The 24,291-nt window shown below is 60.1% G+C and carries 28 protein-coding genes; 19 read left to right on the top strand and 9 right to left on the bottom strand.

Annotated features, from left to right (window positions below; all coding sequences use genetic code 11):
- Positions 1-127: 127 nt before the first annotated feature.
- From OO730_RS09290 to queA, 5 genes are read right to left on the bottom strand one after another with little or no spacing between them, the layout of a single operon-like run.
- Complete coding sequence (locus OO730_RS09290; RefSeq protein WP_264981175.1) at positions 128-670, bottom strand: 2-oxoacid:acceptor oxidoreductase family protein; 543 nt, start codon at positions 668-670, stop codon at positions 128-130.
- On the bottom strand, positions 670-1,440 hold the full coding sequence (locus OO730_RS09285; RefSeq protein WP_264981173.1) for a thiamine pyrophosphate-dependent enzyme: 771 nt from the start codon (positions 1,438-1,440) through the stop codon (positions 670-672). The genes OO730_RS09290 and OO730_RS09285 overlap by 1 nt, the downstream gene beginning before the upstream one ends.
- Positions 1,441-2,511 carry a 3-methyl-2-oxobutanoate dehydrogenase subunit VorB gene (locus OO730_RS09280; RefSeq protein WP_264981172.1) on the bottom strand — a complete coding sequence of 357 codons (1,071 nt, stop codon included), beginning with the start codon at positions 2,509-2,511 and terminating at the stop codon, positions 1,441-1,443.
- A 1-nt stretch (position 2,512) separates the two neighbouring features.
- A complete protein-coding gene (locus OO730_RS09275; protein ID WP_264981171.1) occupies positions 2,513-2,746 on the bottom strand; it encodes a 4Fe-4S binding protein in 234 nt (77 codons plus the stop codon).
- 43 nt (positions 2,747-2,789) lie between these two features.
- Entirely contained in the window at positions 2,790-3,872 is a 1,083-nt protein-coding gene (gene queA, locus OO730_RS09270; RefSeq protein WP_264981170.1) for a tRNA preQ1(34) S-adenosylmethionine ribosyltransferase-isomerase QueA, read from the bottom strand.
- A 159-nt stretch (positions 3,873-4,031) separates the two neighbouring features.
- Between queA and OO730_RS09265 the strand changes: the two genes are divergently transcribed.
- From OO730_RS09265 to OO730_RS09240, 6 genes are all read left to right on the top strand, one after another.
- A complete protein-coding gene (locus OO730_RS09265; protein WP_264981169.1) occupies positions 4,032-4,724 on the top strand; it encodes a helix-turn-helix domain-containing protein in 693 nt (230 codons plus the stop codon).
- 20 nt (positions 4,725-4,744) lie between these two features.
- Positions 4,745-5,209 (top strand): hypothetical protein, encoded by a 465-nt coding sequence (locus OO730_RS09260; protein WP_264981168.1) that lies wholly within the window; start codon positions 4,745-4,747, stop codon positions 5,207-5,209.
- Positions 5,209-6,435, top strand: coding sequence for a bifunctional phosphopantothenoylcysteine decarboxylase/phosphopantothenate--cysteine ligase CoaBC (gene coaBC, locus OO730_RS09255; RefSeq protein WP_264981167.1), 1,227 nt, complete (start codon positions 5,209-5,211; stop codon positions 6,433-6,435). The genes OO730_RS09260 and coaBC overlap by 1 nt, the downstream gene beginning before the upstream one ends.
- Positions 6,411-7,103, top strand: coding sequence for a hypothetical protein (locus OO730_RS09250; RefSeq protein ID WP_264981166.1), 693 nt, complete (start codon positions 6,411-6,413; stop codon positions 7,101-7,103). Before coaBC ends, OO730_RS09250 begins: the two co-directional genes overlap by 25 nt.
- 393 nt (positions 7,104-7,496) lie before the next feature.
- Positions 7,497-8,504, top strand: coding sequence for an NAD-dependent epimerase (locus OO730_RS09245; protein WP_264981165.1), 1,008 nt, complete (start codon positions 7,497-7,499; stop codon positions 8,502-8,504).
- Positions 8,505-8,727: 223 nt separating this feature from the next.
- Positions 8,728-9,501 carry a ParA family protein gene (locus OO730_RS09240; RefSeq protein WP_264981164.1) on the top strand — a complete coding sequence of 258 codons (774 nt, stop codon included), beginning with the start codon at positions 8,728-8,730 and terminating at the stop codon, positions 9,499-9,501.
- A gap of 65 nt (positions 9,502-9,566) precedes the next feature.
- On the opposite strand, the gene OO730_RS09235 is transcribed toward OO730_RS09240, so the two are convergent.
- Positions 9,567-9,992, bottom strand: coding sequence for a hypothetical protein (locus OO730_RS09235; RefSeq protein ID WP_264981163.1), 426 nt, complete (start codon positions 9,990-9,992; stop codon positions 9,567-9,569).
- A 92-nt stretch (positions 9,993-10,084) separates the two neighbouring features.
- Here OO730_RS09235 and OO730_RS09230 point away from each other — a divergent pair, with 92 nt between their 5' ends.
- The 3 genes from OO730_RS09230 to OO730_RS09220 all read left to right on the top strand — a co-directional run bounded on the left by OO730_RS09230 (position 10,085) and on the right by OO730_RS09220 (position 13,512).
- A complete protein-coding gene (locus OO730_RS09230) occupies positions 10,085-11,002 on the top strand; it encodes a ParB/RepB/Spo0J family partition protein (protein ID WP_264981162.1) in 918 nt (305 codons plus the stop codon).
- Positions 11,003-11,166: 164 nt separating this feature from the next.
- Complete coding sequence (gene rfaE1 / locus OO730_RS09225) at positions 11,167-12,174, top strand: D-glycero-beta-D-manno-heptose-7-phosphate kinase (protein ID WP_264981161.1); 1,008 nt, start codon at positions 11,167-11,169, stop codon at positions 12,172-12,174.
- A 36-nt stretch (positions 12,175-12,210) separates the two neighbouring features.
- Positions 12,211-13,512 (top strand): ATP-dependent 6-phosphofructokinase, encoded by a 1,302-nt coding sequence (locus tag OO730_RS09220; RefSeq protein WP_264981160.1) that lies wholly within the window; start codon positions 12,211-12,213, stop codon positions 13,510-13,512.
- Positions 13,513-13,575: 63 nt separating this feature from the next.
- On the opposite strand, the gene OO730_RS09215 is transcribed toward OO730_RS09220, so the two are convergent.
- The 3 genes from OO730_RS09215 to OO730_RS09205 all read right to left on the bottom strand — a co-directional run bounded on the left by OO730_RS09215 (position 13,576) and on the right by OO730_RS09205 (position 15,214).
- The gene (locus OO730_RS09215) at positions 13,576-13,980 is read right to left on the bottom strand and encodes a hypothetical protein (RefSeq protein WP_264981159.1); all 405 of its coding nucleotides are present in this window, start codon (positions 13,978-13,980) and stop codon (positions 13,576-13,578) included.
- A 10-nt stretch (positions 13,981-13,990) separates the two neighbouring features.
- Positions 13,991-14,248 carry a helix-turn-helix domain-containing protein gene (locus tag OO730_RS09210; protein ID WP_264981158.1) on the bottom strand — a complete coding sequence of 86 codons (258 nt, stop codon included), beginning with the start codon at positions 14,246-14,248 and terminating at the stop codon, positions 13,991-13,993.
- A gap of 492 nt (positions 14,249-14,740) precedes the next feature.
- Entirely contained in the window at positions 14,741-15,214 is a 474-nt protein-coding gene (locus tag OO730_RS09205) for a MarR family winged helix-turn-helix transcriptional regulator (protein WP_264981157.1), read from the bottom strand.
- A 173-nt stretch (positions 15,215-15,387) separates the two neighbouring features.
- On the opposite strand from OO730_RS09205, the gene OO730_RS09200 reads away from it, so the two are divergent.
- The 10 genes from OO730_RS09200 (at position 15,388) to OO730_RS09155 (ending at position 24,277) form a co-directional block, all read left to right on the top strand.
- A complete protein-coding gene (locus OO730_RS09200; protein WP_264981156.1) occupies positions 15,388-16,776 on the top strand; it encodes an MATE family efflux transporter in 1,389 nt (462 codons plus the stop codon).
- A 40-nt stretch (positions 16,777-16,816) separates the two neighbouring features.
- Positions 16,817-17,578: an asparagine synthase-related protein gene (locus OO730_RS09195; RefSeq protein ID WP_264981155.1), complete on the top strand. Its 762-nt coding sequence runs from the start codon at positions 16,817-16,819 to the stop codon at positions 17,576-17,578.
- Entirely contained in the window at positions 17,575-18,315 is a 741-nt protein-coding gene (gene larB, locus OO730_RS09190; RefSeq protein ID WP_264981154.1) for a nickel pincer cofactor biosynthesis protein LarB, read from the top strand. The genes OO730_RS09195 and larB overlap by 4 nt, the downstream gene beginning before the upstream one ends.
- A 53-nt stretch (positions 18,316-18,368) precedes the next feature.
- Entirely contained in the window at positions 18,369-19,169 is an 801-nt protein-coding gene (gene larC / locus OO730_RS09185) for a nickel pincer cofactor biosynthesis protein LarC (RefSeq protein ID WP_264981152.1), read from the top strand.
- A gap of 3 nt (positions 19,170-19,172) precedes the next feature.
- Positions 19,173-19,871, top strand: a complete 699-nt coding sequence (locus OO730_RS09180; protein WP_264981151.1) for a DUF3431 domain-containing protein — start codon at positions 19,173-19,175, stop codon at positions 19,869-19,871.
- Between the two features lie 5 nt (positions 19,872-19,876).
- Entirely contained in the window at positions 19,877-21,097 is a 1,221-nt protein-coding gene (locus OO730_RS09175) for an ABC transporter permease (protein ID WP_264981150.1), read from the top strand.
- 196 nt (positions 21,098-21,293) lie between these two features.
- Positions 21,294-21,923, top strand: coding sequence for a TetR/AcrR family transcriptional regulator (locus OO730_RS09170; protein WP_264981149.1), 630 nt, complete (start codon positions 21,294-21,296; stop codon positions 21,921-21,923).
- Positions 21,916-22,431 carry a DUF2867 domain-containing protein gene (locus OO730_RS09165; RefSeq protein WP_264981148.1) on the top strand — a complete coding sequence of 172 codons (516 nt, stop codon included), beginning with the start codon at positions 21,916-21,918 and terminating at the stop codon, positions 22,429-22,431. The genes OO730_RS09170 and OO730_RS09165 overlap by 8 nt, the downstream gene beginning before the upstream one ends.
- Before the next feature lie 104 nt (positions 22,432-22,535).
- Positions 22,536-23,159, top strand: coding sequence for a TetR/AcrR family transcriptional regulator (locus tag OO730_RS09160; protein WP_264981147.1), 624 nt, complete (start codon positions 22,536-22,538; stop codon positions 23,157-23,159).
- 26 nt (positions 23,160-23,185) lie between these two features.
- Positions 23,186-24,277, top strand: a complete 1,092-nt coding sequence (locus OO730_RS09155; RefSeq protein ID WP_264981146.1) for an efflux RND transporter periplasmic adaptor subunit — start codon at positions 23,186-23,188, stop codon at positions 24,275-24,277.
- Positions 24,278-24,291 lie beyond the last annotated feature (14 nt).

The raw sequence follows: 24,291 nt of genomic DNA, 5'->3' as shown, positions 1-24,291 counted from the left end.
AAAAAGTTTCGGAGGAGGGTCCAGGGGGAACCCTTTCCCAAAGGGTTCCCCCTGGTCGCAGAAGGCAACAAAGAAAGGCCCTGCCGGTAACTTACCGGCAGGGCCTTTCGACAATCTGTATAACCGGTTAGGCCACGGCTTCCGCGCCGGCTTTGATGGCTTCCGTGTTGGCGGGGATGAGCTTGTGGTAGCGCGCGGAGATCACGTTTTCCAGGGAGCCGATGACGGCGTCCAGGGGGATGATTCCGGTGGCCTGCACAAAGGCGCCGATGGCGACCATGTTGGCCATGCGCGTGTTGCCCAGCTCGTCCGCGATTTCGTTGCACGGGACCGCGAAGCACTTGAGGCGATCCGTATCCGCCAGCTCCATGTCGATGAGCGACGAGTTGATGATGTGCACGCCGTTGTCCTGGACCCTCGGCTGGAATTTGTCCAGCGACGGCCGGTTCATGGCGATGAGGGACACGGGCCGGTGGATGATCGGGGACCCGATGTCGTCTTCGGACAGGACCACGGTGCAGTTGGCCGTGCCGCCGCGCATCTCGGGTCCGTAGACCGGGATGTAGGTGACGTTGAGGCCGTCCTTCATGCCCGCGTAGGCGAGCAGGTTGCCGATGAGCATGACGCCCTGGCCGCCGAAACCGGCGATGATGGTGTCGATGTAGCGCATTAGCAGATACCTCCTTCCTCGGACACGTCTTTGTACACGCCGAGCGGGAAGTAGGGGATCATCTCATTCTGGATGCGTTCGTTGGCCTTGACCGGCGTCATCTTCCAGTTGGTCGGGCAGGCGGAGAGCAGCTCGACAAAGCCGAAGCCGGTTCCGTTGGCCTGGAACTCGAAGGCCTTCTTGATGTATTTCTTAGCCTTGCGGATGTTCTTCACGCAGTCAAGGGAGCCGCGCGCGGCATAGGCCACGCCGCCCAGGGAGGCGATGATCTCGGTCATGCGGATGGGTGCGCCTTCATGGGTCTGGCAGCGCCCTGCGGGAGTGGTGGTCGTGGCCTGGCCGATGAGCGTGGTCGGGGCCATCTGGCCGCCGGTCATGCCGTAGACCGTGTTGTTGACGAAGATGACGGAGATCTTCTCGCCCCGGTTGGCGGCGTGCATGATCTCGGCCATGCCGATGGAGGCCAGGTCGCCGTCACCCTGGTAGGTGAAGACGAAGTGGTCGGGCCGGGCGCGCTTGACGCCGGTGGCCACTGCCGGAGCGCGGCCGTGCGGCGCTTCCACGGCGTCCACGTTCAGGTAGTTGTACAGGAACACGGAACACCCGATGGAGGTGGTCATGAGCACCTTTTCGGCCAGGCCCATTTCGTCAAGCAGTTCGCCGACGAGCCGGTGGGCCACGCCGTGGTGGCAGCCCGGGCAGTAATGGGTGGGCCGATCTATGACGGACTCGGGCCGATCGAATACGAGCTTTTCATTCATTTCAGACATTTATTTACCCTCCAGGCTGTTGAGGATGGGTTCCTCGAGTTCGTCCGGGGTGGGCAGGTTGCCGGGGTAGATGGCGTAGAAGTCCGAGTCGGCCACCGTGCGGATGGCGAGGCGGACGTCGTCGAGCATCTGGCCCAGGTTGTGTTCGATGGTCAGGAAACGCTTGCCCTGATCGGCCAGCGCCTTGAGTTCCTTGCTGGGGAAGGGATAGAGGGTGATGGGCCGGAACAGGCCTACCTTCTTGCCTTCACTGCGGAACTTGCGCACTGCGGACTTGGCGATGCGGCCGATGGAGCCGTAGGCGCAGATGACGAGATCGGCGTCCTCGGTCTCGAAGGCCTCGAACTCGGTCAAGTCTTCCCAGGCCTGGTACTTGGCCTGGAGGTGCTTGTTCTGTCCGGCCAGTTCGCCTTCCTGGAGGAAGAGGGACTTGATGAGGCGTTTTTCGCGGTCGGCGGTCTTGCCGTTGATGCACCAGTCGCGTCCTGCTTCCTCGTCGATGTTTTCCGGTTCCCAGGGAACGATGGGTTCCTTCATCTGGCCGAGGATGGCGTCGCCGAGGATGAGGACCGGGGTCCGGTGCTCAAAGGCGATGTCGAATGCACGGATGGTCAGGTCGTAGGCTTCCTGAACCGTGCCGGGTCCGAAGGTGAAGTGACGGTAGTCGCCGTGGCCGCCGCCCCGGGTGGACTGGTAATAGTCGCCCTGGGCCGGGCCGATGTCGCCGAGGCCCGGTCCGCCGCGGTTCATGTTGACGATGACCGCCGGGATTTCGGAACCGGCCATGTAGGAGATGGCTTCCTGCTTCAGGGACATGCCCGGGGAGGAGGAGGACGTCATGGCGCGGACACCGGCGGCACCGGCCCCGAGCAGCATGTTGGCCGCAGCCACCTCGGATTCGGCCTGCACGAAGTCGCCGCCCGCCTTGATGATGGCCGAGGACATGAACTCCGGGATGTCGTTCTGGGGGGTGATGGGGTAGCCGAAGAAGCACTTGCACTTTGCGGCCAGGGCGCCGCGGGCGATGGCTTCGTTGCCTTTGACGAAAATTCGTTCAGCTTTCTGGGTCATGCTACTTTCCCCCTTTTTCCTTGGGGGTCCTGTAAACCTTGATCGCCACGTCCGGGCAGATCTGCGCGCAGGATGCGCATCCGGTACATTTGTCCGCGTCCGCCTCAGGCACCTCGACGACCTTGTAGCCGCTTGTGTTGAAGCGGTCCGACTGGACGATGATGTCTACGGGACAGACGGTGGTACAGAGCAGACAGCCCTTGCACCGATCTTCCTGGACCTCGATTCGAGACATATATAACTCCAGTTCTGTTGTGGTTTTAAAAGGTTAACCGTATCTATATGACGAGCATCGCGTCTCCGTACGAGAAAAAGCGAAAGCCGTTTTCCAAGGCGAATTCATACGCGGAAAGCATGGTTTCCCTTCCCGCAAGAGCCGAAAGCATAATGATGAGCGACGATTCTGGCAAATGGAAGTTTGTCAAAATGCCGTCGATGATATTGAACGCATATCCGGGGTAAATGAAAATGTCTGTTTCACCCTTGAATTCCGACACCTCTCCGCATTGGCGGAACATGCCTTCCAGGGTGCGGGCGCTGGTGGTGCCGACGGCGATGACCGGCCTTCCTTCGGCCTTGGCCCGGCGCACGGCCTCGGCCGTGGCGGTCGGGACCTCGATGTATTCGGCGTGCATCCGGTGGTCGCGGATGTCTGGGCAGCGTACCGGGCTGAAGGTGCCGTACCCCACATACAGCGTGACCTCGGCCCATTCGAATCCCCTGTCCGCGATTTCCCTGCGGAGCTCGGGCGTGAAGTGGAGCCCGGCAGTGGGCGCGGCCACGGACCCGGTCTTGGATTGGTCGGCATAGGTCGTCTGGTAGCGGTCCTGGTCGGCCTCCCGGTCCGGGCGCTTGATGTACGGCGGCAGCGGCAGGTGGCCCAACTCGAAGAACAGGGACTGCAGGTCCCCCTTCCATTGCAGCTCGACCTGCCAGCGACCGAATTCACCCTGCTCCAGGGCGACCAGCCTGAAGGTGTCCGTGAAATACACGGCGGTGTCTTTTTTCGGGGTCTTGGAGGCGCGCAACAGCCCTTCCACCGTGGCCGTCTTCCAGCCCCCCTCCTCGCTCACGGTGATGAGCGGCAGCGGCGTGAGGAGCAGGAACTCCACCCGGCCGCCGGTTGGCTTCTCGCCGAAGATGCGGGCCGGGATGACCCGGGAGTTGTTGGCCACGAGCAGGGCTTTGTCCGGAAGATAGTCGATCAGGTCGGTGAAACGGGACGGAGTCAGGGTTTCCTGTTCACGGCCTAGCACCAGCAGCCTGGAGCCGTCCCGCCTATCGGCGGGTTCCTGGGCGATACGGTCTTCGGGAAGGTCGTAGTTGTAGCTCGAAAGCAGATAGTCTTTGGGTATTTCCATATATAGATACTCACTCACGTGGAGCCTGACAGTATACAACACCTCGAAATTCAACGGAATCTTTTTTTGTTTTTCAATGATATCAGTGAAATAGAAGAGCTGTAAGGATCTTTTTCCAAGGGGCTTGCTATTGGCCGTATTCATGGTATTTCATTATGCATGAATTGGCTTTCCGTGGCTGAGATAGCCAAACTCACCCGAATTCCCGCGCCGACAGCCCGTCGGTACGCTTCGCTGTTCAAGGATTTTCTCGGCGGGCGCAAGATGGGCCGCGTCACCAAATACCCCGAAGAGGCCGTGGTCGTTTTCGAGCGCATTTCCGCGCTCTACGGTGAAGGGGCCGTCACCGCCGAGATCGATGAGCGGCTGCGTACGGAGTTCCCGCGCACCATCGACGTCGAGCACCGGCCGGTTTCGCCTGTGGCCAACACTCCCCAGACCGAGGGGTATGCCGACCTCGCCTCCACGTTCAACGGGGTCATTGAGAAGGTTGCCTCCTGCATGTCGGTCATTGCCGACCAGAAGTCGATCATCGACAGCCAGCAGGACGACATCCGCAAGCTCAAGACGGCCTTCGTGCTTTTGGCCCGCAGCCAGAAACGCATCAAGCAGCTGCCCGCCGCCGTCGGAGGCGACGTCGTGCCCGAGGAGATTTTCGCCCAGACCAGGGCCCTCGAGCAGAAGGACGCTGAGATCGAGGAGATGGCGCTCAAACTGTCCTTCGACACCTCGGACATCAAGGCCAAACTCCAGATTCTGGAGTCCGAGCTGGTCCGTTTGCGCAAGGACAGGCGGGAGATGGAAAAATACCTGCAAGATAAAATAGACCGGCTCAAGGAGTCGGCGTCGTGACTTTCCCAACGGAGGGGACCATGCGCACAGTGATTAAATTTTTCGTCGTTTTGATGTTTGCCGGACTGCTCGCCGCCTGCACCACCACCGGTTCGAAATCGACCTCGGCCGACACCGGCCAGTCGGAATCTGCGCAGTACCAGGAGCCGAACTACTATCTTGATTTCGACGACATCATGCTGCCCAAGGAAATCGACTACGTGAACGACGGGTCCTATCGCCTGGACAACGCCAAGTTCAAGGCGTCCATCATGAAGTTCAAGGGCCGCGTGGAGATTCTCGAGTTGGTGCAGTTCTTCATCAACAACATGGCCAAGGACAACTGGACGCTCATTTCCAACAACAAGGCCAGCGACTCGCACATTCTGAACTTCGAGAAGTTCAACAAGAGTTGCGTCATTCAGGTCGACGACAACTTCGCCACCGCGACCACCACGATCTTTGCCGTGGAAGTCAAGGAAACCGAGACCAAGCCGAAGCAGTGATGCAGGCCCATTACGCCTTTGCCGGGTTCATGGGCAAGCGGGTCCACCTCGGTGTGACCGGCTCCATCGCCGCCTACAAGGCGCTCGACCTTCTCCGCTTGTTGCAGGAGGCCGACTGCATCGTTTCGGCGACCCTCACCAGTTCGTGCGCCGAATTCGTCACTCCCCTCTCCTTCGAGGCCCTTGGCGCGTCGCCGGTCTACACGTCCATGTTCGACGGCCCCCCCGGATCGGACACCGCATTCGGGCATCTCGAGCCCGGCCAGACCGCTGACGCCATGGTCATCGTACCGGCCTCGGCCAACACCATCGCCAAGCTCGCTTTCGGACTGGCCGACGACATGCTTTCCTGCCAGGCCCTGGCCTTTCCCGGTCCCAAGCTCGTGGCTCCGGCCATGAATCCGCGCATGTGGGAGGCCCCGGCCACACAGCGCAACTGGGCCATGCTCGAAGACCTCGGTTACATCCGCATCCCTCCCGCCTCCGGGTCGGTCGCCTGCGGCGATATCGGGTCAGGGCGGCTGGCCCCAATGGAAGAGATACTGACCGCCACCCTCAAGGCCCTCAGTCCTCAGGACCTTGCCGGTAAAAAGGTGCTCATCACGCTCGGCCCCACCAGGGAGCCGTGGGACGCGGTCCGGTTCTGGTCCAACCCCTCATCCGGGACCATGGGGGCGTGCATGGCCATGGCCGCCCACCTGCGTGGTGCTGAGGTGACCGTGGTGTCCGGACCGACCAACCTGACCTTCCCCGCCGGTATTTCCCAGGTTTCCGTCCAGACCGCGCGACAGATGTTCGACGCCTGCACCGACCTCTGGCCAACAATGGACATGGGCTGTCTGACCGCTGCCGTGGCCGATTACCGTCCGGTTCCTTTCGGAGACACCAAGTTCAAGAAGCAGACTTCCGCAGGTGCCGGGATCACCGTTGAATTCGAGACCAATCCCGACATTCTCAAGAAGCTGGGTGAGGACAAGAAAGACGGCCAGAAGCTCATCGGCTTCGCCGCCGAGACGGACAACCTCAAGGAAGAGGCGGTCCGCAAGCTCGAAGCCAAGAATCTCGATCTTATCGCGGCCAACGATATCGGCAAGCCGGGTTCGGGTTTCGGGGTCCCCACCAACCAGATGGTGGTGCTCGACAAATCCGGTCGGGTGGAAACCTGGCCGCAGCTGGCCAAGACCGAAGTGGCGTGGAGATTATGGGATCACCTTCTGCTCGGTTGAAAACGCGGGAAAGTCTCCGCTCATGGGTCGAGTCCGGCCTGGAGTTTCTGTACCGCCCCGGCTCTGTTTCGGTGGTTGACGCGCCGAGTGAACAGGTTGCCGCACCGATTGCCGCCACCACGCCTGCCGGAAACGGACAGCCGGTCCGGCCGACTCCCCCGGTCTCCCGCCAGGAGCCTGCCGCCGCTCGTCCCCGACCCACTGTGACGCCCATTGCCCCTCCTCCCGATTTTCACGGACCGTGGGCCGGATTTCTCAAATCTGCCAAAACCAGCCCCAAGGTCGTGCTGACCTATATGGAGCTCGGCCTTGACCTTGGCGGCCAGTCCGACCCACGCCGACGCGACGTGCTCAAGAATCTCCAGGCCCATTTGCGCTGGCCGGCTGGGACCATCACCTTCTGGCCGTGCAGCGCCCTCCAGGACAATACGCTCCAGCCGGACTCCGGCATGTTCTGGAAGGGGTGGGATCTTTGGCGCACGCCGACCATCGCGTGTTTCGGAGAAGAGGCGCTCCGCGTCATTCTGCCCGACGCCGATCCGGCCATGTCCACCCACATGCTCGAACATGTCATCGTGTACGTACTCCCTCCGCTGGCACGGCTCACGACCATGCTTCCGCACGAACAGCAGTTGGCTGTGGACGTTTTGACTAAAATTCGACTCTGATTTCGTCGAAAATCGATCAAACACGAGAATTTTGCGTTGTCGGCCTGTTGTCGACAGATACCCCTTTGCGCAGAGGCTGCCCCGTTTTCCCCCCAAAAATGCCTCTTGGGGCGAATATGGGCAATTGGCCTGAAAACCGTTGGTACACAACGGTTTCCACGGGCCCAAAGCAGATGTTTTGAGTTGTTTCGACCTTTTGGGCATCAAATCTCCCTCCAGGTGTGCCGACCGATTGTGAATCTCGTAACTCGGGTTGCGCTCCCTCACCGGTGTGGAGTATGAGCGTGGTGCATCGACAATGATTCGAATCGATATGGGCGTGCAGGACACCCCTTAAAAATTTTCGGCAATCAACCGCCCCGGCTGTTTCGGGGAGAAGGAACAGACCCGCATATGAAGATACTTGTTACCGGCGCAGCCGGGTTCATCGGATTTCATCTTTCCAGGCGACTGACCGCAGAAGGTCATGAGGTTGTTGGCTTGGACAACCTGAACGACTATTATGACGTGAATCTCAAAAAGGCTCGTCTGGCCATTCTGAAGGAAAGCGACCTCTTCAAGCACGTGAACATCAGCCTTCAGGACGATCAACCCATGAGCGAACTCTTTGCTCAGGGAAAGTTCACGCATGTGATCAACCTCGCCGCCCAGGCGGGTGTTCGCTATTCCATCGAGAATCCCCGGTCCTACATCGACTCCAACATCGTTGGTTTTCTCAACATTCTCGAAGGCTGCCGCCACAACAAGGTCGAGCACCTCGTGTATGCATCGAGCAGTTCCGTGTACGGGAAGAACACCAAGATGCCCCTCAATCCCCACGAGGGCGTTGATCATCCCATGAGCCTCTATGCGGCCACCAAGAAGTCCAACGAGATGATGGCCCACTCCTATTCCAGCCTTTACGACCTGCCCACCACAGGGCTTCGTTTCTTCACTGTGTACGGGCCGTGGGGCCGTCCCGACATGGCGCTCTTCCTGTTCACCAAGAACATCCTTGCCGAGAAGCCGATCAACGTCTTCAATTACGGAAAGATGATGCGGGACTTCACCTACATCGACGACATCGTAGAAGGCGTCGTGAGGGTGACCAAGAACACTGCCGCTCCGAATCCGGATTGGGACGGCGACAATCCCGATCCCTGCACCAGTTCGGTGCCCTACCGCGTGTACAACATCGGCAACAACAACGTGGTCGAGCTGTCCCGGTATATCGAGGTGATCGAAGAGGTGGTCGGCAAAAAGGCCATCTACAACTACATGCCCATGCAGCCCGGTGACGTGCCCGCAACGTTTGCCAACGTTGACGATCTGGTCAGCGACGTCGGGTTCAAGCCGGACACGACCATCGACGCGGGCATCAAGAACTTCATCGATTGGTACCGCGACTATTACAATATATAGATAGCTCCACGGAACAGATTATGACATCAGGGCGGCGCAAGCCGCCCTTTTTTTCGTCTGTTTAACACAACACCGCTTGCGTTCACTTCCGATTCAGCCTACGAAAAGGAATCACTGAGATAGATGTTTCACGTGAAACATGCGCAGATGAGCGCCAAAAAGTTTCACGTGAAACATCTGGTTGAACCGAAATTCCTCAATCGCATCGTGAAGCGAGGGTCTTGTGGCAAGAAGAATTGTTGTAGCGAACCAAAAAGGCGGGGTCGGCAAGACCACGACCTCGGTGAATCTGGCGGCATCCCTTGCCGTGATGGAAAAGAAGGTGCTTTTGGTGGATTGCGATCCCCAGGGGAACGCTTCCAGTGGCCTTGGATTCTATCCGGCAGACAAGCGGGAGAACATCTACACGGTCCTGTTCGAGCCCAAAAATGTGCGCAAGGCCATCTACGAAACCGGCATTCCGTTCCTGGACATCCTGCCGGGAACACAGGATCTGGTGGGCGCAGAGATCGAACTGGTGGACAAGTTCGGGCGGGAGTACTACCTGCGTGAACTGCTGGAATCCGTGAACGACGAGTATGACTTCATCCTCATCGACTGCCCCCCTTCCTTGGGACTGCTCACGGTCAACGCCCTGTGCGCGGCGACCGAAATGTTGGTCCCGCTGCAGTGCGAGTATTACGCATTGGAGGGCATTGCGCAGCTGTTGATGACATACGAGTTGGTGCGCAAGCGTCTCAACACCGATCTGGATATCCTCGGCGTGGTCCTGACCATGTATGATTCCAGGAACAGGTTGTCGTGGCAGGTCAAGAATGAGGTCCGAAAGGCCTTCCCCCAGCACCTGTTCGAGACGATCATCCCCAGGAATGTGCGGTTAAGCGAGGCGCCGAGCTTTGGTAAACCGGTGATCAACTATGATATTAAATCGCGGGGTGCGGAGGCGTACCTCGCCCTGGCCCAGGAAGTGGAAAAAAGCACTACTGCCAGGGGCTAGGCAGGTTCTTTGAAAGGTCGCCCGCCAATGCCGTGGACATGGCGGGCGACATGAGAATTCGGCGATCAGTAGCGCCCTTCCTTTCTGGTGATCTTTGAGTCGCGGTACGGGGCGCATTCGGTGGTGACCTTGTCCTTGAAGTGGCGCTTGGTGATCTTGGCCCTGCATTGGGTGCAGGTGAAGGCCACCAGTCCGGCGAGGTTGGCGCTGGTCAACCGGAAAAGCCGGGGATCGTCGGCGGTCCAGTCTTCAGTGGAATTGCCGCAGTTTTCACAGGCCACGTCGACGTCCACGGGATACTGGAAATCCCAGTATTCCTTGAGCGTCTCCCATTCCGAAATGGGCTCTGGCCGTTCCTGTTCCACCGGGGTTTCGACAACACCGAGGGCGGACATGACCTGATCCCGGACGACGGCCCAGGCCTCTGCAGTGAGTAGTGCGCCGACCAGGTTGCCGTCCTTGTCGTAAAGCTCATTGATATGATCTGACATTATTGCTCCGATGTTTTTGTCTTCGGGGCGTTATAGGCGCTCCTGCCTGATTGGGCAAGGGCGCAGTACCATAGAATCGAGGAGAGGTTTGTATGACATCTGCCAACAGAGGCTTGGGCCGGGGCTTGGACGCCCTGCTCGGCGGCGTACGTGAGGACGAGAAAGTGACTTCCGACTCTGCGGAGGTGCGCATGATTGCGATCGAGTCCATCGTGCCCAACCCACACCAGCCCCGCCGGGAGTTTTCCGAGGACGCCCTCAATGACCTGGCCGCTTCCATCAAGTCCCGCGGCGTGCTGCAGCCTGTCCTTATCCGTACCCTCGGCAGCGGGAGCTATGAACTGGTCGCGGGCGAGCGCCGTCTGCGCGCGTCCAAGCTCGCGGGGTTGAACGAGATTCCCACCCTGGTCCGCGAAATGACCGACCAGGAAAGCCTGGCCATTGCGCTCATCGAGAACCTGCAGCGCGAGGACCTGAACGCGGTTGAAGAGGCGCTCGGCTACCAGCAGCTCCAGAAGGAGTTCGGACTCAGCCAGGAGGAACTGGCCCGTCAGGTGGGCAAGAGCCGTTCCGCCGTAGCCAACTCCCTGCGCCTTTTGAATCTCCCGGAAGCCGTCCAGGCCGATATCCAGAAGAATGCCATCTCTGCGGGCCATGGGCGGGCGATTATGGCGGTGCCCGATGCCGAACCGCAGTCCCAGTTGCACCGGCGTATCGTGGACAACGGGCTGACCGTACGCCAGGCAGAAGCCCAGGCCACCTTCTACAAACAGAACGGGCGGCTGCCCGGGGCCGAAGAAATCGGGTCCGCTGCCTCGGCCCGGTCCGGCAAGTCGGAACCCAAACCCCTTGATCCGAGGCTTACGTCCCTCCAAACTTCGCTGTCCGATGTGCTGGGAGTTAAAGTCAAGATATTTGGCTCTCTGGAAAAGGGCAAGGTTACGGTAAGTTACGGCGAAGAAGACGATTTGCGGTCTTTTGCGGAAAAACTTGGGGTCGAGTTCGGCTAATCAGGTAAAAACGCTCCTGATCAATATGTGGCGACAGACGATCCGGAGCCGATGAAATTCATGATCATCCATGCGGCAGGCAATGATTTCGAGTTTCGCTTCAATGAATGATCATCGGTCTGATTGCAGTTTATAACAGTATAAAAAGATTGGTTGTTTACGATATGTCACGCGAAAAGATCCATTCGGCTATCACCGGCCTTGCAGGCCATAAGGTCATGATCATCGGCGACCTCATGCTTGACCATTATCTGATGGGCGTGGTTGAGCGCATCTCGCCCGAGGCTCCGGTCCCCGTGGTCCGTGTGGAATCCGAGTCCCACCTTTTGGGCGGGGCCGGCAACGTGGCCCGTAATATAGCTTCCCTGGGCGGGGCCTCCCTGCTTGTCGGCGTTGTGGGCGACGACCGCGACGGCGTGCTCCTGGACCGTATGTGTGCCGACGCGAAGCTCGTCACCCGGCTCATCGTGGACACCCACCGCCCCACCACCAAGAAGACCCGTATCATCGCCCACAATCAGCAGGTCGTGCGCGTGGATCACGAACAGGCGGACGCCATCTCCACCGACACACTGGACATGCTCATGCAGACCGTGGAGGCCGAAATAGCCGACTACCCGGTGGTCATCATCTCCGATTACGGCAAAGGAACCGTGTCCGAGGAATTCATGCGCCGGTTCATGGCCCTGGTGGACGGCCTCTCTTCGCGCCCGCTGGTCCTGGTGGACCCGAAGACCGCCAATTACGACCGCTATCAGGGCGTGGACCTGCTCACTCCCAACACCAAGGAAGCTGGCGAAGGCGCGGGGTTTCCGGTCTCCGGGCAGGAGTCCGTCATCCGGGCCGGTCATGCCCTCTTCGACCGCCTCAACTGCAACAACCTGCTCATCACCCTCGGCCCCGACGGCATGGCCCTTTTCGAGGGAAGACAGACCGTCAGGCACATCCCGACCTTTGCGCGCAAGGTATTCGACGTGACCGGCGCGGGCGATACCGTCATCGCCACCACCGCCCTCGCCCTTTCTGCCGGTCACGACCTGCTGACTTCCTGCACCCTGGCCAATTATGCGGCGGGCGTGGTCGTTGCCCAGGTAGGCGCGGCTATCGCCACCCCGGAAGACCTCAGGGAAACAGTTGACGAACTGCCGGAGCCAGTGGTTTCGGGCTGGTAAACAACGAAAGGCTCCGAGTTCAATGGAGTAGCTGTCATGGCAAAAAGCAAATTGGATTTCGAAACACGGATTCCCCGCCTGGGAACCCCGAAGATTCCATCCCCGCTTACCCACTTCCGCCACGTGGACGAGTCCGTCCCGGTCACCCTCATGCTCACCAGCGGGGAACTGAACGAACTGGATACCGACATCCTGAAAAAGAAATTCGAAAAGGGAGGGCCCAGAGAGAAACTCTATTTCGATCCCTCCAAGACCAAATGCGCCATAGTCACCTGCGGCGGCCTCTGCCCCGGCATCAACGACGTGATACGGTCCATCGTCAATGAGGCCAACTACCACTACGGCATCCGGACCGTGCTCGGCATCACCAACGGGCTTCGCGGCTTCATTCCCGATTATGGGTATGATATCAAGGAGTTGACGCCCGAGTCAGTGAGCAATATCCATCAGTTCGGCGGAACGATCCTCAGCTCCTCGCGCGGCCTTCAGGACCCCGAGGTGATCGCCGACTCCCTTGAACGGCTCAATGTGAATATCCTGTTCGTCATCGGCGGGGACGGCGCCATGCGGGCCGCCCGTTCCATCGTGGACGAGGTCTCCCGGCGCAAGCGCAAGGTGTCGATCATCGGCATTCCCAAAACCATCGACAACGATATCAATTTCATCACCCGGTCCTTTGGTTTCGACACCGCAGTTGAAAAGGCTGCCGAGGCCATCCGCTGTGCCCATGTGGAGGCCACGGGCGTGGACCATGGGGTCGGGCTGGTCAAGCTCATGGGGCGTGAGGCCGGGTTCATCGCCACCCAGGCCTCGCTGGCCATGCAGGAGGTCAATTTCCTGCTCGTGCCGGAACAGCGGTTCACCCTGGACGGCGAAGGCGGTCTTTTGAATGCGCTGGAGCGCCGACTCCGTGAACGGGGCCACGCAGTCATCGTCTGCGCCGAAGGCGCCGGACAGGACCTGCTCGGCGGCCCCCTGGAGAGAGACCCCTCGGGCAACCCGAAATTGGGCGACATCTGCGGCCATATCATTACCGGACTCAAGGACCACTGCCGAAAGCAGGACATTGAGATGAACATCAAGTTCATCGACCCCAGCTACCTGATCCGGTCGGTTCCGGCCAATGCCGGGGACAGAGTCTACTGCGGCTTCCTCGGGCAGAACGCGGTCCATGCGGCCATGGCCGGGAAAACCGGCATGGTCGTGACCCGCCTCAAGTCGAGCATGGTCCACCTGCCGTTGGAGCTGGTCACCACCAAGCGGCGGACCATCAACGTCAATTCGGAGTTCTGGTTTTCGGCCATGGAATCGACCGGACAGATGGAATATCTGAAATAAATGAGAGAGTTATAAAAAAAGGGGGCCGAAAGGCCCCCTTCAAATTCGCTCTGGCGGGAAGAATTATTCGTTGGCGGCCAAACGGCGGCGAACCTGCTCGTTGACCTGGCTGCCTGCGCTCTCCTTCTCCGACTCCATGGCCACGGCCAGGAGCTCGAAGAGCTCGTCATAGGAGAATTCGAGGCTCAGGCTGCCGTTGGTGACGATGCAGCTGTCCTCGCGTTCCTCAACGCGATAGGCGCGGCGTTCGCGGGCATGGCCGATGGCGGAAATGATGCCGTACGCGAGCTTGCCCTCTTCGTCGCGGTACAGCTTTTCCATGGTCAACATGCCGGTGTTGTCGTCAAAATACATCTCTTCGCCAATCAGCTGACCCGTGACCTCAAGATCCTGACCGAAATCGTTGGGCAGGTTCACGTTGAGGACAGAGTCTTTGCCGTCATGGCCGCCAATCGTTTTCTTCGACATGCCTTTCTCCTTACTCCAATGGGAGTTTGAACTGATCCGGGTTGCGGGAATCCTTCTTCCCCCTGGATTCTTCCGCCGCCTGGAATCCACTCTCCAAAAATTCCATCAACGCGGATTCCGGGACGCGCCACTGGCTCCCGATCTTGACCGCCTTGATGCTCCCGCCAGTAATCAGCCTGTACGCCGTCCGCTGGTGCACCCGTAAAAACTCCGCAACTTCCCGTACTGTGAGCAGGTTCGGTGGCTTGGGTGCATGTGGGTTGTCCATAATGTCACAATCTGACCTATGATGTTCAATCTTTGACATAAGGTGTCAAAGATTGTCAACAAAGTACAACGTTGTCCTACAAAGTCTAGAGAAAATTTAGAAATATAACGATGCAAAAATATTACAGGACGTTGCTGTCTGTTAGGGAAGGCTATAGCAGATTTCAGCACAAAAAATAATGGGGAAAGGGCATAAAAAAAGCATTTTTGAGAAGGTTTCTTGGCCCTTTTTCGTATTGTGCTGATATGACGGCAATATTGAAAATGTCTGTGAAAACTCTAAAGAAATTGCATGAAAAAAGGAATAGTTATCATGCAAGATGGCCGGGAGTGAAGGAAACGGCACATCCAGGGAAAAAAGGCTTGAGGAAGGCTTTGGAGAAGGTTGTAGATCAAAACAACGGAGGGTCGGCCCGCCATGAGGTTGATCGGCATGTGGGTCCGAAAAATCTTTGGGGATGGTTGTGGAAACGTTTGGGGCGGCGTTTAGCGGCTATTCCTGGACCTCATCGACAAGGATCAGTGCGGTTTCGTCAAGGTCCGCTTCCAGGTGTTCCGTCATCTGCCTGAGAATGCGGTAGAAATACCGGCGGTCATTGACGGTCAGCCCCGTGGTTGCCGTGGCCTGCACATCGTCCAGGGAGGCATTGACCACCTTGTGAAGCCCGCGACCGTGTTCGGTCAGCACGATGTAGGTCATTCTTCTGTCCTGCGGGTTGCGGACACGGGAAAGAATGTTGTCGCGCTCCATGCGTTTCAGGGTGTTGGACAGGGTCGCCTGCTCGATGTCGAGGGTGGAATGCAGGGCCTTCTGGGTGACGTTGTCCCGTTGCCAGAGTCGGTCGAGGATATCGATATACCCGGGTTTCACGCCATGGGATGCGAGCCTTTTGGCCAGGGATCGCGCGTAGAGACGCTGCATGCGCGACAGGTGGGCGTAAAACTTCTTGTCCTGATCGTTGAGCACTATTTATCCATAATTTCGATTAATTGGTGATAATTAGATAGCACGCTGTAATATGTTCTTCAAGTAGGAATTTTCACCTGGATACGCTTTACGCGGTTGAAATGTGTGTATAGGGTGCCTGATCGCTGGCACGGGCGGTTCGGGTGGCCCGGCCTGCGCACGAGGAATGAGGAATGACGATAAAAAGATGGTCGGCAAACGGAGGGTATGGGGAGGCCCTGAAGATCGGGTTGCCGTTGGTGGTGAGCATGCTCTCCTCGACGGTCATGACGTTCACTGATCGCATGTTTCTGGGCGGGTATTCCCTGCATGCGCTGTCCGCCTCGGTCCCGGCTTCCATCGCCGCCTTTTTGTTCATGTGTTTTTTCATGGGCGTGGTCGAATACGCCGGGGTGTTCGTGGCCCAGTACACGGGTGCCGGCCAGCCGCACAAGGTGGGCCGCGCCATATGGCAGGGTTTGTGGTTTTGCGTTCCCGCAGGCCTGATCCTGGCCGGAATGTGGTTCCTGGCCGAGCCTCTCTTCGTTCTGGGCGACCACCCGCCGGAGGTCATGCGTCTGGAAGTGATCTACTTCCGGATTCTCAGCCTGGGCGGGCTGCCCTTTCTCCTGGGACTCGGCCTGTCCTGTTTCTTTTCCGGGCGGGGACTGACCAAGCCGATCATGGTGGTGACCATGATCGGGACAATCATCAATGTTCCGCTCGATTACTGCCTGATCTACGGTATCGGTCCGTTTCCCGAGCTGGGTATCGCGGGGGCGGGCATCGCCACGGTCATCGGCTACACGCTGCCTGTGCTGATGTATGCCCGGCTGGTCTTCACCGCCGAGAACGAACGCACCTACCGGGTGCGTTCGGCCTGGCGGCTCGACAGGGACCTGTTCAGCCGGTTCATGCGCTTCGGATTGCCCGGAGGCGTGGAGTTCTTTCTCGACATCTTCGCCATCTCGTTTTTCGTGTTCATGATCGGCAGGTTCGGCGAGGTGGAGCTGGCCTCCACCAGCGCGGTCTTCTCCATTTACAACCTGGCGTTCATGCCGATCATCGGGTTGAACATCGCGGCGTCCATCATGGTCGGCCAGGCCATGGGCGACCGCAACGTTGCCCAGGCTTCCTATGCCACGCAATCCGTGTTCCACCTGGCCATGGCTTACATGGCCGTCATGGCCGTGCTGTTCGTGGTTTTCCCCGAGTTCCTGCTCAACCTCTTCAGGACAAGGGGTGAAGGGCCAAGCGATTTCAGCGCGGTGGTGGACATGGGGGTCGTGCTCATGCGCTACGCCGCTGCCTTCACCCTGCTGGACGCCGTGGCCATCATCTATGTGGGCGGCCTCAAGGGGGCCGGTGACACTCGATTCATCATGGTGGTCATCGGCGTGGCCTCGGCGGTCTGCATGATCGGCCCGATCCTGGCCCTGTACATGCTCGGCGCGCGCAACATCCACGGGCCGTGGATATGCCTGCTGGCCTACGTCGTGTTCCTGGCCACCGCCTTTATCGTCCGGTTCAAGAAGGGGCCCTGGCAGCGGATCGAGGTGATCGACCACAAGGCCGCCGGCTAAATGTGTTGAACCGGTGCGTCCGCTGGGCTAGGCTTTGCCCATGAATGTGGACGACCTGATACGCTGCATCGACCACAGGGCCGACAAGGACCGGCAGGTGGTGGTCGCCCTGTCCGGCGGCGTCGACAGTGGTCTGACGGCCTGGGCCGCCCATGCCGCATTGGCAGACAGGGCCCTGGCGGCCACAGTGGTCTCCGAGTTGACGCCCGCCCGGGAAACGTCCCGGGCCGAGGGGGTGGCCTCGCACATCGGCATTGCCTTTCAACCAATCAGCATATCGGTCCTCCGCGACACCCGCGTTCGCGCCAATGGGCCTGACCGGTGCTACCACTGCAAGTATCTGATTTTCAAGACGTTAACCGAAGCTTTCAAGCCGGATACGCTGTTCATGGATGGCACCAATGCGGACGACGATCCAAGCAGGCCGGGGCTGAGGGCCCTCAAGGAGTATGGGGTGTGGTCGCCGCTGCGCGAAACGGGTTTGGGCAAGGCTGCCGTCCGCGACATGGCCCGGGCGGCGGGGTTGCCCAATTGGGACGCGCCGTCCGAGAGTTGCCTGGCCGCACGCATTCCCCGGGGGGTGCCCCTCGATGCCGAGGCTCTGCGTGTGGTGGAGACACTGGAGGCGCATTGCCATGGACTTGGCGTCGAGACCCTCCGGGTGCACTATGATGATATGGTGGCGATTGTGGAGTATCTGCCACAATATGCCGGGATAATGAATAAATACCGTGATAGTGTTGTGGCTCTCGCACAGCGGATCGGGGTGCGATCATGTCAATTCAAGGAGTGGAACGGATGAGTCTGGACGACTTGCTGGATGATTTCGAAGCAGGAACCGTATCCCGCGCAGCGTTGAAAAAAGAACTGCTTCGCCAGTCGTTTATCGATGCCGGATGCGCCAAGCTGGATCATTTGCGCGCCTCCCGTACCGGCGGCCCGGAGGTGGTGTACTGCGAGGGCAAGACGCCTGAGCAGGTGGCGGCCATCTTCGGTCACGCCGCAAGCCATATGGGCTGCATCCTCGGCACCCGTGCCGATCGTTCGCATTTCGAGGCCATCGCCCCGAGCCTGGGAGCCGTGTATGACGAGGTGTCCGGGCTGATCACACTGGGCGAGCTGCCCAAGGTCCCTTGCGGCAAGGTGGTAGTGGTGTCCGCCGGGACGTCGGACCTGCCCGTGGCCGAAGAGGCGGCGGGCACGGCGGAGTATCTGGGGAGCCGGGTCGAGCGCCATTTCGACTGCGGCGTGGCGGGCATCCACAGGTTGTTTTCGGTGCTGGGCGACCTGAACGACGCCTCGGTGATCGTGGCCGTGGCGGGCATGGAAGGCGCCCTCCCATCGGTGGTTGGCGGGCTGTCTGAGCCACCGATCATTGCGGTGCCCACCTCGGTGGGCTACGGAGCGAATTTCCAGGGGCTGGCCGCCCTGCTGACCATGATGAACTCGTGCGCGCCGGGCATTGGCGTGGTCAACATAGACAACGGGTTCGGGGCCGGGTTCCTGGCCCACAAGATCAACCTGCTGGCTGCCGCATGACCAGGACACGGGTAAATATCGGCACACGGTTGCATCCGTTCTGGGGAGCGGATATGGACGGGCATGACAACCTCAACACCGGAGATCGCTTGCACACCCTGTATCTCGACTGCTCCACCGGCGTAAGTGGAGACATGCTGCTGGCCGCACTCGGCCATGCCCTGGAGGAATTTTCCGGAGAAGGCGAGGGTTTCTCGCGTCTTGACAAGGATTTGCGGACACTCGGCCTGCACGGCTTCGACCTTGAGTGGTCGGTGAAGCACATCGCCGGAATCACCACCCACCATGTGGACGTGGTCCAGACCGCGAACCAGCCTCTCAGGCACTATACGGACATCAAGGGGTTGATCGAGGGGAGCGGCCTGGGCGGTCGGGCCAGGGAACGGTCTATCAGGGCCCTGCGGTTGCTGGGCGAGGCCGAGGCCAAGGTCCACGGCGTGGATCTCGAAATGGTTCATTTTCATGAAATCGGGGCTGTGGATACTATTGTGGATATTTGTGGAACAATGCTTCTTCTGGATGCCCTCGACATTGATTCAGTGACCTGTTCGCCAGTGGATCTCGGCTCGGGATTCGTGCGCTGCGCGCACGGTAAATTGCCAGTACCAGCACCAGCTTGCGCGGAACTGGCCAAGGGCCTGACCACGTTTGGATCAGACTGCTCCATGGAGCGGGCCACACCAACCGGTCTGGCCATCTTGCGGACGGTTGTGGATGGTTTCGGTTCCCTGCCGCTCGGAACGGTCAAGGCCGTGGGCTACGGCTCGGGCACCAGGTCGTCCAAGGAGCAGCCCACCTTTGTCCGGGCCATGCTCCTGGCCGAGCACGGCACACGCGGGACGGATCGGGTGTAGATCATGGCTGCTGCGGTCCAGGTGATCATAGCCCGCTACCGTGAGGACATTGCATGGGCCGAGTCGCTCGGCTACAATTACATTGTGTATGACAAGGGCGGCAACAATGATCCAACCGCCCGTAATCTCAAGAACATAGGGCGCGAAGGCCACACCTATCTCACCCATATCGTGCGGGAATACGACCGACTCGCCGACATGAACATCTTTTTGCAGGGCGACCCTTTTGATCATATTCATGATCAGGGGCGGGCCACGGTGGACATCCTGCGCGGACAGCTTGAAGAGGCAATCCGACGCATGGCGCCGTTCAAGGGGCTGGCCTGGTTCAAGCTCAAGTGCGATGCACTGGGCCGTCCGCACGACCTGCGCAAACCCGGGAACAGGGGCCGCTGGGCCGGTTGGGGCAAGGACATCCCGCTGGGGGAGACCTTTGAACGGTTGTTCGGCGCGCCCATGCCCGGCCAGATCATCGCCCGCGCGGCCACGGGCAATTTCTGCGTCACCGGCGAGCGAATCCGGACGCGCCCGAAGGCGTTTTACGAGTATGCCCTGAGCCTGATCGAGGCGGACGCGCAGGATGAGAACAACACGGGCCACGCCTTCGAGCGGCTGTGGCAGCACGTGTTCAACGGCAACACGGCCTGGAACCGGGACCGGTATGATCCGGTTCACGGGGCGGGTCCGCCTGATCGGGGGTGAGGGGCATGCTTTCCATCAATTTCCGCATGGCCGTGTCCTCCCTGTCCGCGCACAAGCTGCGCGCCATCCTGGCCATGCTCGGCGTGTTCCTTGGCGCATTGGCCTTTACCGGGGTGCAGCACGTCTCCAAGATCATGGTCCGCCAGGCCGAGATGGAGACCGAAAAGCTCGGGCCCAACCTCTATGCCGTAGTGGCGGGCACGGTCCGGTTCAGCCCGCAGGGCGACGTGCGCGTGTTCGGCAGGGTCAGGAACTTCACCCTGGCCGATGCCCAGGCCGTCATCGACGGAGTCCCGTCCGTCATGGAGGGCGCACCGTTTGTCTCGGTGACCATGGCTGTGCGGGGCAATGGAAACGCCGTCAACGCCATGGTCATGGCCTCCCTGCCCAATTATCAGGAAATTCGCAGTTTTCACCCGGAATACGGGCGGTTCTTCACCGACCGGGAGGTCGAGGACCGGGCCATGGTCTGCGTTCTCGGCCGAGCCATCGCAGAACGGCTGTTCGGCGAGCCCGAGGCAGCCGTCGGGAAACGGATATACATGTACAGGGCCAGTTTCAGGGTGATCGGGGTGATGGAGGCCAAGGGCGCTGACATTTCCGGAACCGACCAGGACGAGGTCCTGTTCGTGCCCATCACCACCTACATGCGCAGGGCCAGCAACCAGAGCTGGGTCGGCGGCGTGTTCCTGCGGTTGGCCAAGAACGCCGGGCTCGACGAGGTGGAGGCCTCGGTCAAGGCGGTCATGCGCCGCAGGCACAACATCGACCCCGGCGAGGACGACGACTTCGGGGCGCTGTCCCCGCGCGATGCGGTCAAGGTCCAGCGGCAGGCTCTGGATCTCATGACCACCCTGGGCGGCATCACCTCTTCCATCTCGTTCGGCGTGGGCGGGCTGGGCATCCTGTCCATCATGATCCTGGTGGTCCGATCCCGCCGGGTGGAGATCGGCGTGCGCCGGGCCGTGGGCGGACGGCGGCGGGACATCGTGCGCCAGTTCCTGTTCGAGTCCGGCCTCATGGCCGGTGTGGGCGGCGGGCTGGGCGTTGCGGCCACCGTGCTCCTGGTTGTGGTCGGTTGCGGTCTGGCCGACCTCCCGGTCATCATCGATCCGCTCAGCCTCGGCGTCACCCTGTTCGGCTCCTGCCTGCTCGGCCTTGCAGCCGGAGCCTACCCTGCCTGGCAGGCCGCCAGGATCGAGATTCTCGACGTCTTGAAGATTTGAGTTTGTTTTTTTTGTAAAACAACTGGTTAACCAATGTGATTAGTCGGCTATATTTTGATATATAGCCGACTGTTGTTTTGCTTGGGCCGGGGCTTTGCCTGTACAGAGAACATACTCGTTTTTTGGGTATTGACACGGCGGCATTTCCATCTTAATGAACATGTACAGTTACTGAACATGTTCATTTGGAGGCGGTATGGCGCACGGACAAACCTTGCGGGAAAGGCGGAAGCAGGAGACCAGGGAGCAGATCAAGCAGGCTGCGCGGGCCCTCATGATCGAGGTCGGATATGACAAGGTGACCATGCGCGCCCTGGCCGAAGCGGCCGGGGTCGGGCTCGGCACCATCGGACTGCATTTCAAGGACAAGAAGACGTTGCTCCTGTCCGCTTTCCACGACGAGATCGGGCAGGAGTCGCTGCGTGCGTTGGAGGCCATGCCGCAGGAGGGGACTATCAAGGAGAAATTCATGGCCGTCCTCGGCAGGCTGTATGCCTATTACGGGAAGAACGCCCTGTTTCTTCGCCCGGTTATCCGGGAAGCGCTGTTCGCCACCGGGGAGTGGCGGGAACGGTTCGATGCCCAACTCGGTGAAATGATCCACCTGATCAGCGGACTGGTGGACCGCCACAAGGCCCTGGGCGAGGTGCGGCCGGAAGTGCCGGGACACCATGTGGCCATGGCCGGATGGTCCCTCTACCTGAACGGCCTCATCGACGGCCTCAATTGCGATGTTTTTGATGTCCAGGCGCAACTGGCCAAGGTGGAGCCGCTTCTTGATGTGCTCCTCGACGGCGTCCTCTTCAAGGGGGACACCCATGAATGATGCCCTGATACCCGAGCGATGGAGTCGGCTGGCGGAAGGCGCGGACCATGTGGACGCACGGACCGGGCAGGGAACGGTCTCTGTCCTGGAGCTGGCGGCCGGGATACTCTCCTACAGGCCGGCATGGATGGATGTCCTGTGGCGGATGCGCGGCTGGTTGGTCCGGGGTCTGGGACTGGGCAGACAGGAGGTGCACGTACTCCGGTTCACTGCCGAGACCCTGCCTGTGAAGCCGGGTGTAAGCCTGGGATTCTTCGAGGTCGTGGATTCGGACGGCAAGACATTCTGGATAGTGGAAGGCCGCGAATCCCACCTGGAGGCGATCTTGGCGGTGTTTGCCGAGCCCATGCCCGGAAAACCGGGCGTCTCACGCTTCCGTGTCGTGACCGTGGTCCGCTACCGAAGTCGCATCGGTCCCATCTATTTCAACATAATCAAGCCGTTTCACCATCTGGTGGTCAAATTCTCCATGCGCGACGCCCTCGGGACAGGCCGACCGCAGCTTTGATCGGTTTGGTCAAGCGGGCAGGCGTTCGAATAGATAGTGTGACAAGTCGTGACAAATTGCGAACAGTGTTTACAAAATGAACGTTGTTTGCTAGCGGGGGATTCATGAGTACCAAAAAACGGCGCGAGCGGGACAAGGAAAGGATGCGGCACCGCATCCTGGACGCGGCCAAGCAGCTATTCGTGAAAGAGGGATTCGACAATGTGTCCATGCGCATGATCGCGGCCAGGATCGAATACAGCCCGGCGGCCATCTACCGATATTTCGCCAACAAGCGCGAGATTCTGTCCGTACTGCGCGAGGAGGGGTTCGCCCGGTATGTCCGTCGCCAGGAGATGGGCAAGGAAGCCTATCCCGACCCGATGGAGCGATTGCGGGAAGGCGGCAGGGCGTACATCCGTTTTGCCCTGAGCGAACCGGAATACTACCACCTCATGTTCAGCACCAGCTGCGAGCAGGTGGACCTGGAGGGGGAGTGGGCGGCCAGCTCCATGGCCTCCTTCAACAATTTCAAGGACACGGTCGAGGAGTGCATCGCCACCGGCTACTTCGGCGACGTGCGCGTGGACACGGTGGTTTTCGGCATGTGGTCCGGCGTGCACGGCCTGGCCCACCTCATGAGCACAGGACAGGTGGACGTGCTCAAGGGTGACGGGGACGTGGACCCGTTGCTGGACGCCATCCTGGATTTCTGGATGCGTCCCGGCGTGAAGACGGCCGAACAATAATACGGCGCAACAAAGGCGGAAAAGCCATGAAACGAATATTTTCGATCATAATCCTGATGATCTGTCTGACCGGATGCGGCAACGACGGGCTGGGCGGCGACGAATCGTCCGATCAGTCCGTGCCGGGCAGCGGCCTGGTGGAAAAGGCCGAGGCCAGCATTCCCGACGTGGAGCCCCCGGCGGTCCAACCTCCCGGTTCCAAGGAGACTTTTGTGGCCCGGTCTGCGGCCCGGCGGTCCGTGTTGACCGGGTTCACCCGGGCGCGCAATTCCATGACCCTGGTCTCCGAGGAGTCGGGACGGGTGCAGTCCGTCAATGCGGACGTGGGAGACACCCTGGGGCAGGACGGCGTGTTCGCGCGGCTCGACACCACCTTCATCAAGCTGGACCTGGCCACCAACCGCACGGACCAGCAGCGGCTCAAGTCCGATCTGGACTACAGCCGCAAGGAAATGGAACGCTACCAGGCATTGGTCAAGACCAAGACCGCAGCCCAATCCACCCTGGATTCCAATGTCCGCGCCCACCAGTCCGCCCTGCAGCAGCTTCGGGCCAAGCAGGTGGAGGAACGGGTGCTCATGGAGCGCCTCAAGCGGTTTACCCTGACAGGCCCCACGGGCTGGAAGGTGGTCACCCGGTACATCGAGCCGGGCGAGTGGATCACCACCGGAGAAAAGGTGGCCGAGTTGGGCCGTTTCGACGTGCTCCTGGTGCCGTTCGCCCTGTCCAGCCAGGAATACGGCGCGCTCAAGGAAATGGGCGACGTCGTTCCCCTGCGCCTCGCGGATATGGGCAAGACCATCCAGGCCAAGGTGGCCCGCGTGTCGCCGGGCTTTGACGAGGAGACCCGCAAGATCAACGTGGACCTGGAAATAAGCCGGGGCGATTTCCAATTCCGTGGCGGCCTGCGCACCGAATTGACCATCGATCTGCCCGACCCCGGCGGGGCCGTGGTCGTGCCCGGGTCGGCGCTGATCAAGGCCTACGAAGAACACTTTCTCATGACCCCGGACGGCAAGCGCGTGCGCGTGGTGCTGCTCGGCATCGCGGACAACGACATGCGCCGGGTCACTGCGGAAGACGTCCATCCCGGCGACACCTTCCTGCTCAAGCCGTAGGCGCGGAGACGAAT

Origin of the sequence: Pseudodesulfovibrio portus, assembly GCF_026000375.1 — a bacterium.
GTDB lineage: Bacteria > Desulfobacterota > Desulfovibrionia > Desulfovibrionales > Desulfovibrionaceae > Pseudodesulfovibrio > Pseudodesulfovibrio portus.
The sequence above is the reverse complement of the archived record's forward strand: the minus strand, read 5'-3'. Positions and strand labels throughout refer to the sequence as shown.

What these genes read in the sequence shown, in the direction of transcription:
- OO730_RS09245 (WP_264981165.1), top strand. Translation starts at nt 7,497, where the DNA reads ATGAAGATACTTGTTACCGGCGCAGCCGGGTTCATCGGATTTCATCTT.
- OO730_RS09220 (WP_264981160.1), top strand. Translation starts at nt 12,211, where the DNA reads ATGGCAAAAAGCAAATTGGATTTCGAAACACGGATTCCCCGCCTGGGA.
- OO730_RS09285 (WP_264981173.1), bottom strand. Translation starts at nt 1,440, where the DNA reads ATGTCTGAAATGAATGAAAAGCTCGTATTCGATCGGCCCGAGTCCGTC.
- OO730_RS09155 (WP_264981146.1), top strand. Translation starts at nt 23,186, where the DNA reads ATGAAACGAATATTTTCGATCATAATCCTGATGATCTGTCTGACCGGA.
- rfaE1 (WP_264981161.1), top strand. Translation starts at nt 11,167, where the DNA reads ATGTCACGCGAAAAGATCCATTCGGCTATCACCGGCCTTGCAGGCCAT.
- OO730_RS09200 (WP_264981156.1), top strand. Translation starts at nt 15,388, where the DNA reads ATGACGATAAAAAGATGGTCGGCAAACGGAGGGTATGGGGAGGCCCTG.
- OO730_RS09250 (WP_264981166.1), top strand. Translation starts at nt 6,411, where the DNA reads ATGGGATCACCTTCTGCTCGGTTGAAAACGCGGGAAAGTCTCCGCTCA.
- OO730_RS09265 (WP_264981169.1), top strand. Translation starts at nt 4,032, where the DNA reads ATGAATTGGCTTTCCGTGGCTGAGATAGCCAAACTCACCCGAATTCCC.
- OO730_RS09280 (WP_264981172.1), bottom strand. Translation starts at nt 2,511, where the DNA reads ATGACCCAGAAAGCTGAACGAATTTTCGTCAAAGGCAACGAAGCCATC.
- OO730_RS09195 (WP_264981155.1), top strand. Translation starts at nt 16,817, where the DNA reads ATGAATGTGGACGACCTGATACGCTGCATCGACCACAGGGCCGACAAG.
- OO730_RS09165 (WP_264981148.1), top strand. Translation starts at nt 21,916, where the DNA reads ATGAATGATGCCCTGATACCCGAGCGATGGAGTCGGCTGGCGGAAGGC.
- OO730_RS09210 (WP_264981158.1), bottom strand. Translation starts at nt 14,248, where the DNA reads ATGGACAACCCACATGCACCCAAGCCACCGAACCTGCTCACAGTACGG.
- OO730_RS09175 (WP_264981150.1), top strand. Translation starts at nt 19,877, where the DNA reads ATGCTTTCCATCAATTTCCGCATGGCCGTGTCCTCCCTGTCCGCGCAC.
- queA (WP_264981170.1), bottom strand. Translation starts at nt 3,872, where the DNA reads ATGGAAATACCCAAAGACTATCTGCTTTCGAGCTACAACTACGACCTT.
- OO730_RS09275 (WP_264981171.1), bottom strand. Translation starts at nt 2,746, where the DNA reads ATGTCTCGAATCGAGGTCCAGGAAGATCGGTGCAAGGGCTGTCTGCTC.
- OO730_RS09160 (WP_264981147.1), top strand. Translation starts at nt 22,536, where the DNA reads ATGAGTACCAAAAAACGGCGCGAGCGGGACAAGGAAAGGATGCGGCAC.
- OO730_RS09215 (WP_264981159.1), bottom strand. Translation starts at nt 13,980, where the DNA reads ATGTCGAAGAAAACGATTGGCGGCCATGACGGCAAAGACTCTGTCCTC.
- OO730_RS09170 (WP_264981149.1), top strand. Translation starts at nt 21,294, where the DNA reads ATGGCGCACGGACAAACCTTGCGGGAAAGGCGGAAGCAGGAGACCAGG.
- OO730_RS09235 (WP_264981163.1), bottom strand. Translation starts at nt 9,992, where the DNA reads ATGTCAGATCATATCAATGAGCTTTACGACAAGGACGGCAACCTGGTC.
- OO730_RS09290 (WP_264981175.1), bottom strand. Translation starts at nt 670, where the DNA reads ATGCGCTACATCGACACCATCATCGCCGGTTTCGGCGGCCAGGGCGTC.
- OO730_RS09260 (WP_264981168.1), top strand. Translation starts at nt 4,745, where the DNA reads ATGCGCACAGTGATTAAATTTTTCGTCGTTTTGATGTTTGCCGGACTG.
- coaBC (WP_264981167.1), top strand. Translation starts at nt 5,209, where the DNA reads ATGCAGGCCCATTACGCCTTTGCCGGGTTCATGGGCAAGCGGGTCCAC.
- larC (WP_264981152.1), top strand. Translation starts at nt 18,369, where the DNA reads ATGGACGGGCATGACAACCTCAACACCGGAGATCGCTTGCACACCCTG.
- OO730_RS09230 (WP_264981162.1), top strand. Translation starts at nt 10,085, where the DNA reads ATGACATCTGCCAACAGAGGCTTGGGCCGGGGCTTGGACGCCCTGCTC.
- larB (WP_264981154.1), top strand. Translation starts at nt 17,575, where the DNA reads ATGAGTCTGGACGACTTGCTGGATGATTTCGAAGCAGGAACCGTATCC.
- OO730_RS09180 (WP_264981151.1), top strand. Translation starts at nt 19,173, where the DNA reads ATGGCTGCTGCGGTCCAGGTGATCATAGCCCGCTACCGTGAGGACATT.